The sequence below is a fragment of the Limnoglobus roseus genome (assembly GCF_008254045.1).
Classification (GTDB): Bacteria; Planctomycetota; Planctomycetia; order Gemmatales; family Gemmataceae; genus Limnoglobus; species Limnoglobus roseus.
This window is the reverse complement of record NZ_CP042425.1, coordinates 8,782,492-8,801,894: the sequence shown is the minus strand read 5'-3', so window position 1 is coordinate 8,801,894 and position 19,403 is coordinate 8,782,492. Positions and strand designations below refer to the sequence as shown.

The following is a 19,403-nucleotide window of genomic DNA, read 5'->3' as shown; positions in this document are numbered from 1 at the left end:
CATCAACGGACGCGGACCGGCGTGCCGACGCCGAGCCGGCGGGCGGCCGCCTGGAACGGCGTGACGAGGTAGCGGTCCGATTCCCACCACTCCCGCGGCACCGTGCGGCCCTCGACAAGCGGGGCCAGCCCGAACTCTTCGCGCAACTCGCCCCCGGTCGCGGCGCGGAGGGCCGCGGTCAGGGCCGCCGGGGGTACGCCCAACTCGGCCGCAGCCCGATCGGCGTCGATCGGTCGCGCGTAGTACGCCCGGTCCAGTTTGGCGAGAGCGTCCGGCACGCCCGGCCGGGGCACGTCGTCCCGCACGAGGGCCGTGAGGAACCAGTCGGCCCGGACGAACGCGACCGGGTCGCCCGTCGCGTCGCGAATCTTGCGGTCGAGCGGTCGGGCCGCGTCGTTCTCGCAGGTCAACCCGTAGGGATTGCGGACGAGGAACCACCGCCAGTCGCGGCCGGTCGCCGTTTCCAGGTCCACGGCGTTCACCCGGTACACGATCTGATCCTTATCGACAGGCACGACTCGGAGCGGCCGGTCCGAGTCGGACAGCCACCGCTCGGCCGCCGTCAGGGCGTCCCGCACGGCCGCGAGGTCGGAGTCCGTTACCTGCGGGTTGTTGTGCAGGTGAAGGAGCGAGAGGTAGCGAACGCCGTTCCGGTTCGCCGGCTCTGTCCGATCCTGGTCCGCCGCGATTTCCGCGAGGGCCGCGGCCGTGGGAATGGCCACTCGAACCGCGGGGGGCGTTTCCAGGGACGTTGCCCATCGCTCGACCCAGCGCTGGAGGACGACGACTCCGATCAACAGGACTGCGACCACGACGGGGAACACGATCCCCTTCACGACCTCGAACTTCCACCCCGACGCGGGCTTGGCATCAATCGGCGGGATACGTCGTCCCCCATGAAGTGACAGGAATCTCCCGGTAACGACGCTGGGCGGGTGGGAACCGGACACCAATCGTGCGAAGCGGGTTCAAAATCTGGGATCGGGGGCACAACACAGTCGTGCCGCTTCTCAATCGCGCACGGCTTCGCGAGGAAGCAGTTGGCATTGGCGACGAACGCCTTCGCTGCCGCGAAGGTCGTGTTCTTTCGGCACGCACGGAACCGCCGGCCCGGTGCTGGCCTTGGTCGGGCGATTCGCGGCGTCGCACGCCTCGCCGTCCGGTGGGGCGGGCAGTTGCACGTCGTGCGGTGTGGGAACCGGGACCGCGGCGAGCGGTCCCTACCCGCCGGGGGATGCGGCGCGACACGAAACGACGCCGCCCCCATTTTGCCCCCTTGTCCTTGGGACGGCGCGGGGGTGCGACAGTCGTGGTTCGGGTCGCATCGCGGCGAGGGCGAGTATGCGTGGGACGGTTTTGGTGAGCATCGGGACGGAACGGCTGTACGCCTACGTCGCGCTGGACGGGCGGGCCGTGCGGCTGCGGGTGTCGCTCGACGAGTGCGACCGGTTGGACCTGTTACCGGGCCGACAGGTGCGGGTCGGACTGCCCGACCAGGAGCCTCGGAGGGTGCTCATTTCCGCGGTCTCGCCCGCGCCCCCGTTCGCGTGGGTCGAGGTCGAGTTCGCGGCTGCCGTCTGCCGGGCCGGGTGAGGACGCCAACTTCTCTGCTTCCCCGGGTGAGACTGCTGAGCGGTAACGACCAAGGTAAACCGGTTCCTGGTGCTGAGGAGACAGGTCGCGGGGGCGTGGCGAAATCTCGGAAGCGTTCGCCCGGGGTGGGATGGCGTGGCGGCATTCCGCTTCTGCTCCGGGACGAACGGAATCCGGGAACCGTTCCGTGTCAAGAAATCGCACGCCGGACCGGCGTCTTTCGAGAAAAGGATGTTACCGCCGGAGGGCGGCACGAGCGTCCGTTGTCAGCACGTGGCCGGCCGGACCGGCCGCGTATTGAGCTAGGGCCGCTCGGGCCGTCGGACTGCTGAGTCGTTCCAGGACCTCGACGGTTCGAACCGCAAGCACTTTTGCCCGGCTAGGCGTTGACCTCGCCGCTTGATCGAGCAAGTATTTGACCCGATCGGACCACTCGCCGGGCGGCCGGGGCGTCGCGCGTTCCAGCGCCCGAACGGCGATCGTGCTCAACAACTCCAACCGATCGGTGCCGGCTTGACGAACGGCCGGATCCGAAGCGTCCAGTGCCGCGATCTGCTCACCAATGTGCGCCGTCGGATCGGCGGGGACGGGTGGCAGCCGGCGGACCAGTTCGGCGACGGCCGCGTCCCCGAGAGCCGTCAGCCGCCACCCGGCCCGGTACGCCAGGCCGGCATCCGGGCCGCCCAAGAGTTGCCACAATTCGTCCCAGTCCGACGGCTTGAGCACCGTTGCCGGGCGTGTCGTATCCGCGCCCGTCAGGTCCCAGACGAGGAGATGGCCGAACTTGTCCGACGTGACCGCGGTCCGTCCGTCGGGGGCGATCGCGCAGTACCAAACCGAGTGGCCGGCCTGGTGGCCGCCGGTCAGATCGCTCCTCACTTTGCCCGTGAGTCGCTCCGTGAGCGTGGCCCCGCGGAGGATCGATCTGCCGTCGGCCGGAATCCCCGTGCCGCTGTTGGCCGTCAGAAGGTCGTCCCGGGTCGCCGATTCGCTTTCGATCGCTCCGGTTGCCAAGTCGAACACCCGAAGCGTTGATCGACAGTTGGCCGAAAGCCGCCGGCCGTCGAGGGCGAATGCCAACACCTGATGGCTGTCCTTCGGCCCCGGCCAGGTTTTCAATTCCTTTCCGGTGGCGGCTTCCCAAAGGCGTATCCCGGACGGCTTGTAGTCGGAGGTCGCCAGTCGATCGCCCGAAGGCGACCAGGCGAGGGCGCCCACTCCCGAACTCGAAGCGGCCGCCTGCCAGAGAAGCTTGCCGGACGGGACATCCCACACGTAGAGGGTGGGCGATGAAATGAACCCACCGACGGAAGTGACCCCGGCCAGCCGGGAACCGTCGGGGGACAACTCGGCTTGGCTCACCCTCCCGTCTTGCACCGGGGATGGGATGCTGTGCCGCACTTGGCCGGACGGGAGGTCGATGATTCGGACGTCCGCGGAGTGGAAGCCATACTCCACGGCAAACCGGCCATCACGAGAAGGCACCAGGTAGCCGGACGCGCCGCCGGCGTTCCGGGCGGACAAGCGGGCAACCACCCGGGGCGTTCCGTTGACCAATTTCTGCGGCTCCGGTGGCAAGACCGGCGCGGGCGGGAACCATCGGGGGACGGCCCGGCGATCCAACCGATCGCGGACCAACGCCGCCTCACGACTCGGTCGCGAGGCGGGATCGCCGCCGGCCAAGGCGGCCACGGCCCGACGCGCGGCCGGTGTGCCCATTACTTCCAGGGCTTCGAGGGCTTGCGGCCACGGACGGTCGCCGGGGCGAATCGCGGCGATCAACGGCAACGCACGGTCGCCCGCGGCCGCGAGTTCGCGTACCGCCCGGAACGCGACGGCGGCATCGGGATCGGTCAGGTCCCGAATGGCCCAACTCAAATCGTCGCGCGGCAACCGGTCCGGGGCGTACAAGTCCCACACGAAGATTTGCCCGCCACTGCCGCCGGTCAGCGCCCGACGGCCGTCGGGAGAGATCGCCAACGAGTACACTTCGTCGGAGTGACCGTCGAGCCGCCGTCGCTCCGCGCCGGTCGCGACATCCCAGAGGCGGACCACCTTGTCACGCCCGACCGTCACCAGCGTTCGGCCGTCCGGGGTGAAGGCCGCCTTCTGGGGACCGCGCCCCTTCAATTGTCGCACCTCTTGCCCGCTGGCCGCGTCGAGCAACCGCAAATGTGAGTCGATGCCATCGACGCCGGCCGCAAGCAGGAGTCCGTCCGGTGAATACGCCAGGGCGCCGGCCGGCCCTTTGATCGTGGCGAGTTGGGCGCCGGTCTCGACGTCCCAGACCCGAATGCCCGCGTCCCCCGCGTAGCCGGGAAAGGGCGTGCGGAAGTACGCCCGTGGGGCGCCGCTCGTGGCCATTCGTTTGCCGTCGGGGGCGATGGCGATGGCGTCCACCGGGTCTTCGTGCCCGATAAACTTCCGAAGCCGCTGGCCCGAGACCGTGTCCCACAGGCTCAGGGTGCGACCGCCGGTATCGACCGTGACGAGCCGCCGACCGTTCGGCAGAAATGCGGCGTGGAGGATGATCTCGTTTTCAACCGCGTCCAGTTTCACCAGATCGTCCCCGGTGCCGATGTCCGTGAGCCGCGGCAACGCCGGGTAGGAATACCCGCCGTGTACGGCCGTGCGGCCGTCCGGCGAGATGGCCACGACCCCGGCGGGGCTTCTCAAAACCTCCCCGCGCCGCCGTCCGGTCGAACCGACATCCCAGACTCGCAGGCCGGATGCGTCCCGTACCAATACTTCCCCCGTGGGGCCGAACCCCATGGCTTCAAGATTCCCGTGTTCCGGGGCGTGGGCCGGCACGCGACGCCCTGTGGCCGTCTCCCACACCACGACCAGGTTTCCGGCTCCCTGCGCCAGATGTTTGCCATCCGCGGAGAGGGCGAACGGGCCCGGTTGCCGGGTCGGCGTCGGGAACGCCCTGATCTCCCGATCGCCGGCCACGTCCCAAAGTTTAAGCTCGTGGTTGCGAACGAACGCCACCGCGGACCCGTCGGCGGACTGGGCGACGGCGGAAATGTCCATCCGCGTGGGGTCCTCCGCCCGAGTGCCGCGGACGAAGTGGAGTTCCCGGGCACGGGCCGGGTCGAAGATCGCAAGCCCGTCCGCCTGGCACACGGCGACCCGCCCATCGCGACCGGCGAACGTGATGCCCATGGAAACGAACGGGCCGGACGCGGGGTATTCTCCCGGAATGGTCCGTAGGACCGTCCCCGATGCCATGTCCCAAAATACGAGTCCAACGCCGGGCACCCCGGCGGCGACGGTCTTCCCGTCCGGCGGGAAGGCCACCGCCGTAATCTGACCGGAGACGGGTTTGCCTTTGGCGGCCGGCTCGAGCTCACGAACGAGAGCCCCCGTCGCCGCGTTCCACAGTCGAACCGCCGACCGGTTGCCGTGCGTCGAGGCCAGCCATTTACCGTCATTGGCCACCGCGACCGCGAACGCCCACCCGCCCGGCGTTTGGGAGGAAAACACTTCCCGGTCGGTCGTCAGGTCCCACGCCTTCACCGTGCCATCGCGGGCGGCTGACGCCAGCCGACTGCCGGAGGCGAACCAAGCAACGCACGTGGAATCGTGCTGGACTCTCCAGCGTTCGCGGCCCGACGCCAGATCCCAAACCCGGACGGTGGGATCCCCACCGCCGCGATTCACGTTCGACCCGGATGCCAATCGGCGGCCGTCCGGGGAGAACGCGACGCTAGCGACCCGACTGGAGTGCCGCAAAATGGGGGCGTCGAGGCGATCAACGGCTCCCTGGGGGAGCAAAGTGGGGCCGCCTGTCAGACACGCCAGCAAATAGAGAGATGCGGGAATCATTGGCGGCCTTTCCAAGTGGGTGGTGAGGTCAGAATCTCGATCGAGGATATTTTGATGGTTCGACTGACTCAACTCCAGACCCAGGACTTACGCAGACAGCGGCAGGCAACGTCATCCACACGCGATAAACCAGTGTGGACCGTCCCGAGCCGCAGATCCACGCGCGATTGAATTTGAGGACTCCCGCGTCCCGTGTAGCATGTGTCTTTTAGGAGTTGAGTTCGCAGGAAGCCATCCGACTTCTGGTTCCGGTCGGGGACTCCGGGGAACCATCCCGTTAACCCGATCGCCTATCCCGGGCCGAGAGGCTGAGACTTTCAAGTGAGAGTTCGGGCAAAATCGCCTTCATCTTCAGGTTCCTCACGGACCCCGAACGAACGCTCTCGTGACGGAGACTTTTGGCGGGGAAGGCCGAACGCGCGAGAACCCTTGCAAACAAACGCGGGAAATGCGAACCGCCGAGGGGATGTCCCCTCGGCGGTTCCTGTCAACCCGTTGACCGGGCTGATTCCGCAGACTCGTCGGATACTCCCCGGGGAGAACAGATTGCGAACTTTTAGACGCGACTCTCGGCGTGAGAGAATCCTCCACTCTCGATCGAACGCTTGATTTCAAGGCGAATTCATCGGATGCGGGGTGAAGGGTTACCGCATCACTTCTCCCGTTCGAATCCGGCGGGGTGAACGGGTGGGACCGATTTCGAACCTCGCACGCGCGCGGCCTGTTAACCCGTCGGTCGAAATGCGATTCAGGCTAAACCTTACCCTCTCAGTTAACAGCCGCGCGGCATTTTCCAATTGCCCGGACGCCGGGCGAGCCTACGCTGGGCGGCAACAAATTCTGTCGGTTCCACGATCCCAAATTCTATTGCTTGGCCTGCTGGAACCACTGGGATGAGCCTCGTCACCCTCGGCAAGCGGAAGGTGGGTGCGAGGCGGGAATCGCAAGGCCCGGTCGATCAGAGCCCGCGGATCCTCGAGACGCGTCGCTAGACGCCGCGGCATGTCAATCCAGTCTCAACCATCAACTCGCGTTCCTCCACGAGCCAGAAGTGGACGCCGCCGTAACTATTGTGGCTGGAGTCGAACGCCCGTGCCGCACGCCGGCCTCTAGAAATCAAAAGGCCAGAAAGATGAGTGTGTCGTCCGCCTTCGCCCGGTCGGGAAGCACTCGCCCGAGGGCGTCGCCAATCCTCTACCACAATACTCCTGCACCCCAACCCTTGGTGATGGACCGGACGCCCTCCATGTGCCAGGCCGTAACGGCCACGAGTTTGAAGGCTCAGCCTGAGCCGACGGGGCTTGTCCGCGAAAAATCCGGTGGCCGCTCGGATTGTGCACCCGCGGGCGGACGTCATCGAGCATCGTCTCGTCAATATGCGTACTGTCCGTGCCTCGTGTGACAGAAATGACCGAGGGCTGGACGGACCGGTTCCGACTCCCAAGCGTTCACCGCACGGGCTCGTCGTGTCCGCCGGAGGGGATGCTAGCGATGCTGTCGAGGCCGTGACCGGCCTGCTCGAAACTCTTGCTGGCGAAGTGGGATTCGAGGTGTGGGTAGCCGTAGGCAAGAGGCGGCAAAAGATTCTGTTCGTTCGAATCCCCTGTCGGAGACGCACAGATTTCGAATCCAAAACTCACATCTTCTGTTAACTGCCGCGTGACAATTTTCACGTCGAATTCCCCGCAAGACCTCATGGCGAGGGCCTCTGCCGAGCCGCGAAACGAAGGATCCACGCCGCCACGCTTGGATCTACACGGTCACCCATCACGGGGGGCGGCCAACAGTCGTTCGGGCGTGATCGGCACGCGGCGGACGCGGCGGCCGGTGGCGTGGTAGACGGCGTTCGCGACCGCGGCGGCGACGCCGGTGATGCCGATCTCGCCGATGCCGTGCGCACCCATCGGCGTGTGCGGGTCAGGGTCGCCCACCCAGTACGCCTCGATGGCCGGCACGTCGGCGTGGACCGGCACCATGTACTCGGCCAGGTCGGCGTTCACGATCCGCCCGGTCCGCCCGTCGCGGTGCGTCTCCTCCAGCAGGGCCATCCCCAGCCCCATCGTGATGCCGCCGAGGAACTGGCTGCGGGCCGTCTTCGCGTTCATCACCCGGCCCACGTCGAACGCCCCGACGAACCGCACGACGCGGACCGTGCCGAAGTCCGGGTCCACGCGGACCTCGCAGAACTGCGCCCCGTACGAGTGCATCGACCACTTCTGCATCTCGGCCCCCGGCATCACCTCGGCCTTTGCCTCTGCCGACTTCCGCCCGGCGCGTTGCAGGATCGACGCGAACGATTCGCCGGAAGCCGGGTCGTCGGTGCGGTACAGGCCCCCGTCGCGGACGGCCACCGCCGCCGGCTTCAGCCCCTCCAGGGGCCCGGCCGTCGCCAACTTCAGCACTACGCCCTTCAATTCCGCGACCGCCGCCGACACGGCGGCCGCGACGCTGATCGTCTGGCTGGACCCGCCGGCCACCATGGCGAACGGCAGGTTCGTGTCGCCGAGTTCAAACCTCACCTTCTCCACCGGCAGGCCGAGCAGGTCGGCGGCGATCTGCGTCTGGGCGGTGGCGGTGCCCATGCCCATCTCGTGGCACCCGCTCTGCACGACGGCCGTGCCGTCCGCCGACACCGCCACGCGGGCCGACCCCGGCATCCGGTAGACCGGGTACGTCGCCGTCGCCATCCCCAGGCCGACGAGCATGCGGCCGTCCGCCATCGACCGCGGCTCCGGCGTGCGGCGGTTCCAGCCGAACTTTTCCGCCCCGAGCGCGAGTGCCTCCTGGTACTTCCGGTTCGAGAACGGCGCGCCGGTGGTCGGGTCTTTGTCCGGCTCGTTGATTTGCCGCAGGCGAACCGGGTCGATCTTGAGCTGGTAACTCAGTTCGTCGAGCGCCGATTCAAGGGCGAACGTGCCGGGGCACTCGCCCGGGGCCCGCATGAACGTCGGCGGGCAGGTGTCCAGCGCGATGGTTTCCTGCGTCAGGTAGATGTTCGGGCAGGCGTACAGGTGGCGGGCCGGGAACGTGAACTGCTCGACGAACTGGTTCGTCGTGCCGGTGGCCGACCGGCCCGCCTGGATGAGGGCCGTGAGCTTGCCGTCCTTGTCGGCGGCGACGGCGACGCGCTGGCGGATCGGCGGCCGGCCGCCGACGCAGCCGTAGATTTGGTCGCGGGCGAGGACGAGCTTGACCGGCCGGCCGACGACCTTCGCCGCCAACGGGGCCAGGTACGTGCTCGGCCACGCGACACCCTTGCCGCCGAACCCGCCGCCGACCAACGGGGCGAGTGCCCGCACGTCCGCCGGTTTTAGCCCGAACCGGGTGGCGAGGTCGGCCTGGACGCCGAAGACGAACTGGGCCGTGTCGTGGACGGTGAGCTTACCGCCGTCCCACGCGGCGACGGTGGCGTGTAGTTCGATGGCGTTGTGGTTGAACTGCGGCGTTTCGTAGACGGCATCGACCTTGAGCGTCGCGGCCTTCAGCGCCCGCTCGGCGTGGCCGATCTCGACGGTCGTCGCCTCGGTCATGATCTTCTTCGGCGTCGTCACCTTGCCCGCCGAGTCGAGCGTCAGGTTCGCCGGTTGCTCCTGATACGTCACGCGAACGAGTTGGGCCGCGTGCCGGGCTTGCTCCAGCGTCTCCGCGATCACGATCGCCACCGGCTGGCCGAACCAGAAGACCTGGTCGGTGTTCAGAACCGGGGCCGTCGTCGAGCCGGCGGACGGCTTCTCGCCGCCGAACGGCTCCGGCACCTTCATCTTTGGCGCGTTCTTGTGCGTGACGACGGCCGCGACGCCGCGGGCTTTTACGGCGGCCGCCGTGACGACTTCCGCGATCGTGCCCTTGGAGATCGTGCTGGTGACGAGGACGGCGTGTGCGAGGTTCGGGTAGTCGTGCTCGGCGGCGTACCGGGCGGCGCCGGTCACCTTGAGGCGGCCGTCCACGCGGTCCATCGGCTTGCCCACGGCGGTCGTGCTCATCGCGTCGTCCTCGGAAGAGTCGGGGTCAGCCGGGCATCGCCGCCGCGGCCGCCAGGGCGCGGGCGACGGTCCGCTTCGCGAGCGGAATCTTGAAGGCGTTGTGCTGCCGCGGCACGGCCCCCGCCAGTGCGGCGTCGCCGGCGGCGGCGAACGCTTCCGGCGTGGGCTTCTTGCCGACCAGAGCCTTCTCGGCCTCGGCCGCCCGCCACGGCTTCGTCCCGACACCGCCGAGCGCGATGCGGGCTTGTTTAATGACCCCGTCGGCGATCTCAAGGGCCACGGCCGCCGACGTGAGCGCGAACTCGTAACTCGCCCGGTCGCGGACCTTCAGGTAGTGCGACCGCGTCGCCCACGGCAGCGCCGGAAGGTCCACGGCCGTGATGAGTTCGCCGTGATCGAGCGCCGTCTCGCGGTCCGGCGTGTCGCCCGGCAGTCGGTGGAAGTCGGCGAACGGGATCGTTCGCTCCCCCTTCGGTCCGGTCGTCCGCACGGTCGCGTCGAGGATCGCCAGGGCGACGCACAGGTCCGACGGGTGCGTGGCGATGCAGTGATCGCTCGTGCCGAGGACGGCGTGGCCGCGGTTGACGCCGTCGAGGGCGGCACACCCGGACTTCGGCACCCGCTTGTTGCACGCGGAGTGGCCGTCGCGGAAGTACGGGCACCGGGTCCGCTGCATCAGGTTGCCGCCGACGGTGGCCATGTTCCGCAACTGCGGCGACGCCCCGGAGAGCAGTGCCTCGGACAGCACGGGGAACCGCGTGCGGATCGCGGCGTGGTACGCCAAGTCGCTGTTGCGGACGTTGGCCCCGATGCGGACGCCCTTCTCGGTCGCCTCGACCTTGTCCATCGGGAGGCGGGAGACGTCGACGAGCAGGTCGTGCCGCTCGGCGTACAACTTCATCAGGTCGATGAGGCCGGTCCCGCCGCCCAGGAACGCGGCCGTGGGCCGGGCGACCACCTGCTTCACCGCCGCGTCCGGGCCGTCGGCCCGGACGTAGTCGAACGGGGTCATGGGTTCTCCTTGGCGGCGAGTTGCTGGACCTCCTGAACGGCGGCAACGATGTTCGGGTACGCCCCGCACCGGCAGATGTTACCGCTCATCAACTCCCGCACGTCGGCGTCAGACTTCGCGTGCCCTTCGGCCATTAGCCCGACGGCGGAACAGATCTGCCCCGGCGTGCAATAGCCGCACTGGAAGGCGTCGTGCTTGATGAACGCCGCCTGGAGCGGGTGCAATTCCTCGCCCTTCGCGAGTCCCTCGATGGTGGTGACCTGACCGCCGGCCGCGGCGACGGCGAGCGTCAGGCAGGAGTTCACCCGGCGGCCGTCGATCAGCACCGTACACGCCCCGCACTGGCCGTGGTCGCAGCCCTTCTTCGAACCGGTGAGGTGGAGCACTTCGCGGAGGGCGTCGAGCAACGTCACCCGCGGCTCGATCTGCAACTCGCGGTCCTGTCCGTTGATCGTCAGTTTCATCGGGATCGGTTGCCCCACGTCCGCCGGCGGGTCGGCGGACGTGGCGGCGCCGAGGCCGAGGGCAAGGCCGCCGGCGGTCACGCCTTGGATGAAGTCGCGGCGGTCGGGATCGTCGCTCGGCGCCATGGGTTACCCCCGTGCGAGGAATCGTTCGTAGTCGGCCGGCGTGTCGAGGTCCACGCCCCCGGCCGGGAACGGCACGACCGCCACGCGGTCGCGATTCCGGGCGAGCAGCAGCTTCGCGCCGCCCGCCGGTTCGAGCGCCAGGAGGTCGGCGAAGCAAGTCCGGGCGAACAGGGCCGGCACGCCGACCGCGTCGGAATAGGCCGAGGCGACGATCGGCCGACCCGTCGCGTGGTGTTCTTCAACCAACCGCCGGACGTGCGCGGCGTCCACGAACGGCTGGTCGCAGAGCAGGATCACGACTGCGTCCGCTTCGCCCACCGCCCCCACGCCGGCCTTCACCGACGTGCCCGGCCCGTCCTGCCAAACGCCGTTGCGGACCGTGCGAACCACCAAGTCGGCGAGTTCCGCCCCCACCGCGTCTGCGTTCGCCCCGAGGACGACCACCACCGGCTCGCACCCGCCGTCGCGGGCCGCGGCGACGGCGTGGCGAACCAGGCTCGTCCCGCGGACCGAGAGGAGTTGCTTCGGCCGGCCCATCCGCGTCGACCCGCCGGCGGCCAGTACGACGCCCGCGACGCTCACGACGCGGCCCCGGCGAACGCCGCCGGGTCCCGTCGGTGGATCGGTCCCGTCCGGTCCCGCAGGTGCCCACCGTCGCGGTCGGCGAACACGGCGATCACCTGGGCCACGACCGCCGCCGCGATCTCCCCCGGAGTATCGGCCCCGATGTCCAAGCCGACCGGGGCGTGGAGCCGGCTAAGGCCGACGGCGTCCGGGATTTCGGCGAGCATCGTCTGCGTGCGGGCCTTCGGGCCGAGGACCCCGACGTACTGCACGCCGGTCCGCAACAACGCCGTGACCGCGTCTCGGTCGTCGGGGAAGTTGTGGTTCATGACCACGGCAGCCGTCCGCGACGCCGGCCGCAACCGCTCGCACGCCGCGGCCGGCGCGAGGGTTAGCGTTCGGTCTGCCCCGGCAATCCGTCGCGCGCCGGCCCGCCGGTCGATGACGACCACCTCCCACCCGACGGCTTTCGCCGCCGCGACCACGGGCACGGCGTCGAACCCGCCCCCGAAGACGAGCAGCCGCACCGTCGGCCGGACGACCTCGAACGCGACCTCGATTTCGCCGGTCGCCGTACCATACACCACCGTCCGCCCGCGGTCGTGGCGCAAACAGGCTTCCGCGTCCGCACCCAACGCGGGCGCGACGTCGGGATCGCCGATGTGCCCGCCCCACTTGCCGCGGGCGTCGAGCGTCAGGCGATCCCCGAGGGCCAGCCCGGTCGCCGTGCCGGCACGAAACACGGTAGCGATAACGCCGCACAGGCGGGCCCGCACGCATTGCTCGACAAAGGCAAGTCCGCCGGTGTCCGACGGCGACAGCCGTTCCAAAAGGACGTGTACGACGCCGTTGCACCCGAGGCCGAACTGCCAGGCGGTCTCGTCGTCGGCCCGCGAGTCGTATGTCACGACGGCCGGGCCGCCCTCGGTCCGCCACCACGCCTTGCGGACCAAATCGCCTTCCAAGCACCCGCCGCTGACGCCGCCGACCGCATCGCCCCCGCGGCCGATGAGAAGCCGGGCACCGGGTCGGCGGTACGTTGAACCTTCGGTCTTCACCACGGTGGCGAGGACTGCCTGCTCGCCGCGGTTGCGAAGCCGGGTGCTTGTCGTGAGAATGTGTCGCAACTCGTCCATTCAAGGAATGCCTGATCGGGCACGGAAAGCCCAAAGCAGGCGAAAATGCGTGCAAACTTCATACCCATTTTGAGCTGAACGTCGCCAGTGTTTGCTCCAGGGCGAGCGACACTTGGTGGTCACATACGCGATCAAGGTTCGAGTGACCGTTCAGACGATACCGCTCCCAGCGGACGTCACTAATGGGGCGAAAAGCAAAGAAGGGAGGAAACGGATACGCCGAGGCTGTTGTGCAAGGCGGTGGCGTTCTCGAAGAAGAAAGACGGCAGGACGGCCGTCGAGGACGCCGTCCTGCCGGACCTCCGCAGCGTCGTCTGTATCGCCGCTATTACCGGCCTTAAGAGCGCGGCCAGCCCGACGTTCCGCTACACGAGCAACCGTATCGGGGCAGGAGACGTCACGAGCTAACACGACACGCCGCGTGCGCACGCAACATCAACGCCCCGGCCTGTTGGTCGGGGCGTTCGTTGTCGCTTCTACCACCCCCTATCAGATCGACTTGGCGGTATCTACCAGTGGCTGCTGATTGATCGAGACCACCTTCCAAGAATGCCGCTCGGGCGGCGAGTTGAAGACGACGCCGGGGATCCCGGAAGGCGGTGTTCATCGTTGTCGGCCACGCCCGCTCCCCTCACTACCCCTTATTTACCGTCGTTTCTCAGGCGAAGAAAGCGAGACAGCGGGTGTCTCCCCCGCTGTCTCGGATCAGAAAGTTGGCCCGTCGCCGTCTCACACGGCCGGCGCCGTCGCCCGGTCGTAGCTCGGGTGGCGGGTGAACACGTCGCGGGCGCGGAAGGTGTCGCCGTCGTCGTCCACGGTCACGAGGTACCGGCCGGCGGCGACTTCACCCTCGTAATACTTCGCGTCCGTCTCCGACAACCCCCACCCGGTCAGTGCCCCGACTAACCCGACGGCGGCGGCACCCCCGGCCGCGTTGAGCAGCGTCGTGCCCAGCCACCCGAGCGCGAGAACCGGCCCGAGGACGGGGATGACCCCGGTCATGATACCGAGCGTGACGGCCGCACCCCCGACGGCCCCGGCCGCGGCCCCCACGGCGGCTCCTTCCCCGGCCTTCTCGGCGGCGGCGTCCCGCCCGACCAGACTAATTTGAGCGTCGGTATACCCGGCGGCCTTCAGATCGCGCACGGCGGCCTCGGCGGCGGCGCGGGTGTTGAAAACGCGGACGATGGAGATGGACTTGCCCATGGCAGGCTCCTTCGAGAGAGGTGGTACAGACGGATCGTGGGCGAGGGATCCGCCGGCACACCTCGTGCCGATTCCCTGACGGTTCGGCCGAGGCGTCCCGACCCGGCACGCGGGTCACAATGTCGTCGGAGCAACAGTCGCTTCGCCCCTCGCGAGGCTCGACACGACAGCCCCCGAATTCAAAGCCTTAACGATTTGGTCCCCGTGTACCGGCCCCGACGGACTGGGGCGGTTGCCATGTGAGCCTCGGATCCGGGCGGGGTCATTCGTTGGCCGCGGCGGCGGCCCGGTCCGTCAGCGCCGTCGCCACGGCGGGCAGGCGGCCGCGACTCTCCGCCCCGGTGGCCGTCGCCGGACCGATCCCGCCGGGCGACGGCAGCAGCCAGCGGTTCGTCACGGCCATCGCGTCGGCCGTCAGGTTCGGGAACAGGGCTTGGACCGCGACGATGAACTTCGCCGGCAGGCCGAGGACGAGTTCCGCGTCGCCCCGCGCGCACGCGGAGAGAATGGCCCGCGCCGCCGATTCCCCGCTGACCGACAGCCCCGGCAGGCCGTTGGTCAGGGCGAACCACGCATACTCCTCCTCGTGCCGACCCTTGAACTCGGCGTTGACGTGACTGCCGGTCCGCATCAGGCCGGGGCACAGGGTCGTGACCGTGACGCCGTGCCGACGGACTCCGCTTCGCAACCCGTTCGAGAAGCCGACGAGGGCGAACTTGCCGACCGAGTACGGCATCAGGTGCGGCACCGCGACCTTCCCGCCGACCGAGGCGATGTTCACGATCCGCCGGGCCCGGCGGGCCTTCACCTCGGGCAGAACCTCGTTGATCGCGTGGTACGCCGCCCAGAAATGCGTTTCGAGCGACCGCTGGAAGTCCGGCTCCCGCATCTCGTCGAGCGGGCCGACCTGAATGACCCCGGCGTTGTTGATCAGCACGTCCACCGGGCCGTTCTCCCGTCGGGCGGCGGCGACCCACTCGCGGACCTGCCCCGCGTGCGTCACGTCGCACGGCCGGGCGAACACCTCTCCCCCGGCCGCGGTGAGTTCCTCTTCCGCCGCCCGAGTTCGTCCAAGTCGCGGCTGCAAATCGACAGGCGTGCCCCCGAGGCGGTCAGTTGCCGGGCGAGGAGTAATCCCAACCCGCGGGAGCCGCCGGTGATGACGATGTGCTTGTTCGCGAAGTCGTACCGCGGCTTGACGGCGCGATAGGCGAGGTAATCCGCGACGCCGGCGGATGCGAGGAGGAGGGTGCGATTCATCGACGGTCTCGGCCGGAAGGTATGCGGATGCCGAGCCGAAGCCTAGAGCAACCGCAGTACCAAACGCCTCCGCCATATAGCCGGCGAGCGCGGTATCGAACTTGCACCCCGAACGCACTCGCCTTGTCGATCGCTTCCCGGGAGCCACTCATGGAACGACGCACCTTCCTCGGCATGGCCGCGACGGCTGCCCTCGCCGGCGGCTCGCCGGCCGCCGACGCCCCGAAGGAAACGGTCCGCGGCGACATGCGATACCGCACGCTCGGCCGCACCGGTGAGGAGGTCTCGCTACTTGGCCTCGGCGGCCACCACATCGGCCGGCAGAAGGAGGAGAAGGAGAGCATTGAGATCATTCGCACGGCGATCGACGCGGGCGTCACCTTCTTGGACAACTGCTGGGACTACCACGACGGCGGAAGCGAAGTCCGCATGGGGAAGGCTCTCCAAGGCGGCTACCGCAAGAAGGTGTTCCTGATGACGAAGATCGACGGCCGCACGAAGAAGGCGGCCGCCCAGCAAATCGAGGACTCGCTCGGCCGGTTGCGGACGGACGTCATCGACCTGGTGCAGTTCCACGAGATCATCCGCCTGGAAGACCCGGACCGCATCTTCGCCGACGGGGCGGCCCTGGAAGCGGTGCAGGAGGCGAAGAAGGCCGGCAAGTTACGGTTCGTCGGCTTCACCGGGCACAAGGATCCGCTCGTCCACCTGCGGATGCTGGAGGTCGCGGCCGCCCACGGGTTCCGGTTCGACGCCGTGCAGATGCCGCTGAACGTGATGGACGCGCACTTCCGCAGCTTCGAGAAGAAAGTGCTGCCAGAACTGGTGAAGGAGCAGGTCGGCGTCCTCGGCATGAAGTCGCTCGGCGACGGCAGCATCCTCAAGAGCAAGACCGCGACGCCGGTCGAGTGCCTGCACTACGCCATGAGTTTGCCCACATCGGTCGTCGTCTCCGGCATGGACAGCCTCGCCATTCTGCGGCAGAACTTGGCCGCGGTGAAATCCTTCAAGCCGCTGACCGGGGAGCAAGTGGCCGAACTGCTCGGCCGCACGGCGAAGGCGGCCGCCGAGGGGAAGTACGAGCGGTTCAAGACGACGAACGGGTTCGACGGCACGGCCAAGAACCCGAAGTGGTTGGGGGCCGATGACGCCGGCCCGTGACTGAGCTAATCGGCGAGCGGTGCGGCGGCTGTACGATCAGGCGGCGGTAGGCTCGGCGTGCCAGCCTTTGTACTGCCCGGTCGGGCCGCGTCGGTCGTACCCTGGACCGGATCGGCCGTGTCCGCGTCGGTGCCGGCAGTTTCTTTCGATTGTGGGGTCGGAGGCACCTTTTGACCGACCGGCCCGGTCGGAGTAATGACGGCCTTGCCGACGTGACTGGTGCCGGCGGGTGGCGTCGCGGCTTCGCCGGCCAGGTCTTGGTCGCCGATTTCGTGGGGAGTCATGTGTGTCTCACTTGGCCGATGAGGACGGGTGCGGGCATAAGCGACGCGAAATCGAGTGGCCGTCCGCCCGGTCGCTGATGCGTGAGGATGACATCGACCGTGGTCAAGTACAACCGCACGCCGCCGACGATCGGGCCGGGTTCGGACCCGGATCGTACGATTCGCAGGCGACCCGCCGGGAAGCCGGCAAACGGCCGATCGTTCGTGCAACCCTGGACCCCGGCTTTGATCTCCGCGGAGTGCCCGACCGCGATCCGCCGGCAGCCGCTCGTACCGTCGCGGAAGGCGTTTCGCACCGCCCCTTCAAACGACTGGAGGCGCAGTTCCGGCGGCGGCCCCACCGGAGGCGACGCCTGGGCGGTTAGGCCGAACGGCAGGGCCAACCCAACGGCCGCGATTACGGATCGCCGATCCTGATTCATGGTCACACCTCCCAGACGGAAACCGACTACCGTTCGGCGGCAGCCCGGTCCCAGAAGCGGAGCTTGCGGCACGCGGCCACGAAGGCGTCCGCGTCGCCGGCCTTGTTGAGCGGCAGGAAGCCCTCGTCGATGCCGTCGGCCACGCCGGCCTTCTCGAACAGCGGCGTGGCCGCCGCCGCGTGGCCGACGAACTTGCGGTGCGCCCGCGCGTCGGCCACGAAGTCGCGGGCGGCCGGCAGCTTCGCCAACACGTCGGCCCCGTCCTTCGACGGCAGCACGGCGACGGCGTCGAACAGCACCGACGGCCCGCCTTCGAGCTTCTCGTCGGCGTCGTGCCACACACCGGCCGAGTCCTTCACGCCGCCGACTTCGGGGGCGATTAGCTTCAGCACCGCCCCTTCCGCCTTCACCGCCTTGACGAGGGCCGCGAGGACGCCGGCATCCACGCCGTCGGTTACGAGTGCCCCAACCTTGCGGCCCTTGAACGAGGGCGGGCCGTTCTTCAGGATGCTCAGCTTCGGCGACGGCTTCAGGTCCGCCCGCGTCGGCTTGGCCGCCGGGATCGCCGCCGGCGTCTCCTTCAGCCGCAAACCCTTCGCCACTTTATCGGCGAGTTCCCCGTCGATGTTCAGGAGGTGCGACACCATCCGCACCCGGATCGCGAGCGTCTGCACCTTGCTCAGCTCGAACGTCAGCGCGTTGGCAATGTGCTGCTGCTCCAACGCCGTCTGGCTGACGTAGAACTGCCGGGCTTGACTGTAGTGGTCGGCGAACGTCTCCGACCGTACCCGCTGCTTCGGGCCGTTGATCGCCTCGGGGAACGTCTGGTAGCCGGCCGTCGGCGACTCCCGCGGGCCGGGGGCGTCGGCCCACGAGTTCGGCTCGTAGTTCACGCGGCCCTTCGGGGTCCGCACGGCCATGTGCCCGTCCTGCTGGAAGTTCATCACCGGGCACTTCGGCGCGTTGATCGGGATGTGCGTGAAGTTCGGGCCGCCGAGCCGCTTCAGTTGCGTGTCGAGGTACGAGAAGTTCCGCCCCTGCAACAGCGGGTCGTTCGTGAAGTCGACCCCCGGCACCACGTTCTGCGTGCAGAACGCCACCTGCTCCGTCTCGGCGAAGAAATTGTCCACCGTGCGGTTGAGTACGAGTTTGCCCACGATTTGGACGGGCACCTGCTCTTCCGGGATCATCTTCGTCGGGTCGAGGACGTCGAACTCGAACTGGTCGGCGAAGGCGTCGTCGAACAGTTGGAGGCCGAGTTCCCACTCGGGGAAGTCGCCCGTCTGGATGGCGTCCCACAGGTCGCGGCGGTGGAAGTCGGGGTCGGCCCCGTTGATCTTCACCGCCTCGTTCCACACCACCGATTGCAGGCCGAGCTTCGGCTTCCAGTGGAACTTCACGTAGGTCGATTTGCCCTGCGCGGTGACGAGGCGGAAGGTGTGGACGCCGAACCCCTCCATGAACCGGAACGCCCGCGGGATGGCCCGGTCGGACATGACCCACATGACCATGTGCATGGCCTCGGGCGTGAGCGAGATGAAGTCCCAGGCGTTGTCGTGGGCCGTGGCCGCCTGCGGGAAGCCCCGGTCCGGCTCGTCCTTGAAGGCGTGGACCATGTCCGGGAACTTCATCGGGTCCTGGATGAAGAAGACGGGCATGTTGTTGCCCACCAAGTCCCAGTTGCCCTCCTTCGTGTAGAACTTGGTGGCGAACCCGCGGACGTCCCGGGCGAGGTCGGCCGAGCCCTTGTTGCCGGCCACGGTGGAGAACCGCACGAACACCGGCGTCTGCTCGCCGGCCCGCTGGAACAGGTCCGCCCGCGTGAGGTCCGCGAGCGGCTTGTAGTTCTCGAAGTACCCGTGCGCGCCGAACCCGCGGGCGTGGACGACCCGCTCCGGAATGCGCTCGTGGTCGAAGTGGAAGATCTTTTCCCGGAAGTGGAAGTCTTCCAACAGGGCCGGCCCGCGGGGGCCGGCCCGGAGGGTGTTCTGATCGTCGGCGACGGGCACGCCTTGCTGAGTGGTCAGCGGGGGACTCTTGCCGCCGGCCGTCTGGTGCGTCTCGCCGCCGGTGCCGGGCTTTCCGGCGTCGATCAGAGTCGGAGAGGTGGCTGTTTGGGTCGGCTTCTGAGACGCGGCCATGCTTGGACCTGTCAGAGGGTTGAGGGGTCAATTCGGTGGCGAATCCTGTGCAACCGCCGTACCTATTTGGAACGTGTGGAATGCTTCGGACGGTTTCTCGGAAGTTCCCGACGGGCGAAGTGTGCGAAGGAGTTTGGCGCGGCCAGCCAGGTATTCGTCACCGTGAATGACGGTCCCGATCTTGCACCTGCGAGGAAGTGCCCTTCTTTTATCCGCGACCAGA

The 19,403-nt window shown here is 68.3% G+C and carries 15 protein-coding genes and 1 pseudogene; 3 read left to right on the top strand and 13 right to left on the bottom strand.

Annotated elements, in window-relative coordinates:
- Positions 1–2: 2 nt before the first annotated feature.
- A complete protein-coding gene (locus tag PX52LOC_RS37790; protein WP_149114935.1) occupies positions 3–836 on the bottom strand; it encodes a hypothetical protein in 834 nt (277 codons plus the stop codon).
- 505 nt (positions 837–1,341) lie between these two features.
- On the opposite strand from PX52LOC_RS37790, the gene PX52LOC_RS37785 reads away from it, so the two are divergent.
- On the top strand, positions 1,342–1,593 hold the full coding sequence (locus PX52LOC_RS37785) for a hypothetical protein (protein ID WP_149114934.1): 252 nt from the start codon (positions 1,342–1,344) through the stop codon (positions 1,591–1,593).
- A gap of 234 nt (positions 1,594–1,827) precedes the next feature.
- Here PX52LOC_RS37785 and PX52LOC_RS37780 read toward each other — a convergent pair whose 3' ends face one another.
- From PX52LOC_RS37780 to PX52LOC_RS37750, 7 genes are all read right to left on the bottom strand, one after another.
- Positions 1,828–5,421: a WD40 repeat domain-containing protein gene (locus PX52LOC_RS37780; protein WP_149114933.1), complete on the bottom strand. Its 3,594-nt coding sequence runs from the start codon at positions 5,419–5,421 to the stop codon at positions 1,828–1,830.
- Positions 5,422–6,869: 1,448 nt separating this feature from the next.
- Complete coding sequence (locus tag PX52LOC_RS37775; RefSeq protein WP_149114932.1) at positions 6,870–7,094, bottom strand: hypothetical protein; 225 nt, start codon at positions 7,092–7,094, stop codon at positions 6,870–6,872.
- A gap of 87 nt (positions 7,095–7,181) precedes the next feature.
- Positions 7,182–9,404, bottom strand: a complete 2,223-nt coding sequence (locus tag PX52LOC_RS37770; protein WP_149114931.1) for a xanthine dehydrogenase family protein molybdopterin-binding subunit — start codon at positions 9,402–9,404, stop codon at positions 7,182–7,184.
- A 25-nt stretch (positions 9,405–9,429) separates the two neighbouring features.
- A complete protein-coding gene (locus PX52LOC_RS37765) occupies positions 9,430–10,416 on the bottom strand; it encodes an FAD binding domain-containing protein (RefSeq protein ID WP_149114930.1) in 987 nt (328 codons plus the stop codon).
- The gene (locus PX52LOC_RS37760; RefSeq protein ID WP_149114929.1) at positions 10,413–11,006 is read right to left on the bottom strand and encodes a (2Fe-2S)-binding protein; all 594 of its coding nucleotides are present in this window, start codon (positions 11,004–11,006) and stop codon (positions 10,413–10,415) included. Before PX52LOC_RS37760 ends, PX52LOC_RS37765 begins: the two co-directional genes overlap by 4 nt.
- Positions 11,007–11,009: 3 nt before the next feature.
- Positions 11,010–11,588, bottom strand: a complete 579-nt coding sequence (locus tag PX52LOC_RS37755) for a nucleotidyltransferase family protein (RefSeq protein ID WP_149114928.1) — start codon at positions 11,586–11,588, stop codon at positions 11,010–11,012.
- Positions 11,585–12,706, bottom strand: a complete 1,122-nt coding sequence (locus PX52LOC_RS37750) for an XdhC family protein (protein ID WP_149114927.1) — start codon at positions 12,704–12,706, stop codon at positions 11,585–11,587. The genes PX52LOC_RS37755 and PX52LOC_RS37750 overlap by 4 nt, the downstream gene beginning before the upstream one ends.
- A 228-nt stretch (positions 12,707–12,934) precedes the next feature.
- Between PX52LOC_RS37750 and PX52LOC_RS37745 the strand changes: the two genes are divergently transcribed.
- The gene (locus PX52LOC_RS37745; RefSeq protein ID WP_246173587.1) at positions 12,935–13,114 is read left to right on the top strand and encodes a Flp family type IVb pilin; all 180 of its coding nucleotides are present in this window, start codon (positions 12,935–12,937) and stop codon (positions 13,112–13,114) included.
- 321 nt (positions 13,115–13,435) lie between these two features.
- On the opposite strand, the gene PX52LOC_RS37740 is transcribed toward PX52LOC_RS37745, so the two are convergent.
- Together PX52LOC_RS37740 and PX52LOC_RS37735 are read right to left on the bottom strand one after the other, a co-directional pair.
- Positions 13,436–13,912 carry a hypothetical protein gene (locus PX52LOC_RS37740; protein ID WP_149114925.1) on the bottom strand — a complete coding sequence of 159 codons (477 nt, stop codon included), beginning with the start codon at positions 13,910–13,912 and terminating at the stop codon, positions 13,436–13,438.
- 262 nt (positions 13,913–14,174) lie between these two features.
- A pseudogene (locus PX52LOC_RS37735) lies at positions 14,175–15,172 on the bottom strand (SDR family NAD(P)-dependent oxidoreductase).
- A 150-nt stretch (positions 15,173–15,322) separates the two neighbouring features.
- Between PX52LOC_RS37735 and PX52LOC_RS37730 the strand changes: the two are divergent.
- Positions 15,323–16,333 carry an aldo/keto reductase gene (locus tag PX52LOC_RS37730; protein ID WP_149114924.1) on the top strand — a complete coding sequence of 337 codons (1,011 nt, stop codon included), beginning with the start codon at positions 15,323–15,325 and terminating at the stop codon, positions 16,331–16,333.
- A gap of 5 nt (positions 16,334–16,338) precedes the next feature.
- On the opposite strand, the gene PX52LOC_RS37725 is transcribed toward PX52LOC_RS37730, so the two are convergent.
- From PX52LOC_RS37725 to PX52LOC_RS37715, 3 genes are read right to left on the bottom strand one after another with little or no spacing between them, the layout of a single operon-like run.
- On the bottom strand, positions 16,339–16,617 hold the full coding sequence (locus tag PX52LOC_RS37725) for a hypothetical protein (protein WP_149114923.1): 279 nt from the start codon (positions 16,615–16,617) through the stop codon (positions 16,339–16,341).
- Complete coding sequence (locus PX52LOC_RS37720) at positions 16,614–17,039, bottom strand: hypothetical protein (protein WP_149114922.1); 426 nt, start codon at positions 17,037–17,039, stop codon at positions 16,614–16,616. Before PX52LOC_RS37720 ends, PX52LOC_RS37725 begins: the two co-directional genes overlap by 4 nt.
- A gap of 26 nt (positions 17,040–17,065) precedes the next feature.
- Positions 17,066–19,180 (bottom strand): catalase, encoded by a 2,115-nt coding sequence (locus PX52LOC_RS37715; RefSeq protein ID WP_149114921.1) that lies wholly within the window; start codon positions 19,178–19,180, stop codon positions 17,066–17,068.
- Positions 19,181–19,403 lie beyond the last annotated feature (223 nt).

Excerpts from the sequence above, each read along its gene's own strand:
- PX52LOC_RS37780 (WP_149114933.1), bottom strand. The coding sequence starts at position 5,421 with ATGATTCCCGCATCTCTCTATTTGCTGGCGTGTCTGACAGGCGGCCCC.
- PX52LOC_RS37725 (WP_149114923.1), bottom strand. The coding sequence starts at position 16,617 with ATGACTCCCCACGAAATCGGCGACCAAGACCTGGCCGGCGAAGCCGCG.
- PX52LOC_RS37770 (WP_149114931.1), bottom strand. The coding sequence starts at position 9,404 with ATGAGCACGACCGCCGTGGGCAAGCCGATGGACCGCGTGGACGGCCGC.
- PX52LOC_RS37765 (WP_149114930.1), bottom strand. The coding sequence starts at position 10,416 with ATGACCCCGTTCGACTACGTCCGGGCCGACGGCCCGGACGCGGCGGTG.
- PX52LOC_RS37760 (WP_149114929.1), bottom strand. The coding sequence starts at position 11,006 with ATGGCGCCGAGCGACGATCCCGACCGCCGCGACTTCATCCAAGGCGTG.
- PX52LOC_RS37740 (WP_149114925.1), bottom strand. The coding sequence starts at position 13,912 with ATGGGCAAGTCCATCTCCATCGTCCGCGTTTTCAACACCCGCGCCGCC.
- PX52LOC_RS37785 (WP_149114934.1), top strand. The coding sequence starts at position 1,342 with ATGCGTGGGACGGTTTTGGTGAGCATCGGGACGGAACGGCTGTACGCC.
- PX52LOC_RS37715 (WP_149114921.1), bottom strand. The coding sequence starts at position 19,180 with ATGGCCGCGTCTCAGAAGCCGACCCAAACAGCCACCTCTCCGACTCTG.
- PX52LOC_RS37750 (WP_149114927.1), bottom strand. The coding sequence starts at position 12,706 with ATGGACGAGTTGCGACACATTCTCACGACAAGCACCCGGCTTCGCAAC.
- PX52LOC_RS37720 (WP_149114922.1), bottom strand. The coding sequence starts at position 17,039 with ATGAATCAGGATCGGCGATCCGTAATCGCGGCCGTTGGGTTGGCCCTG.
- PX52LOC_RS37730 (WP_149114924.1), top strand. The coding sequence starts at position 15,323 with ATGGAACGACGCACCTTCCTCGGCATGGCCGCGACGGCTGCCCTCGCC.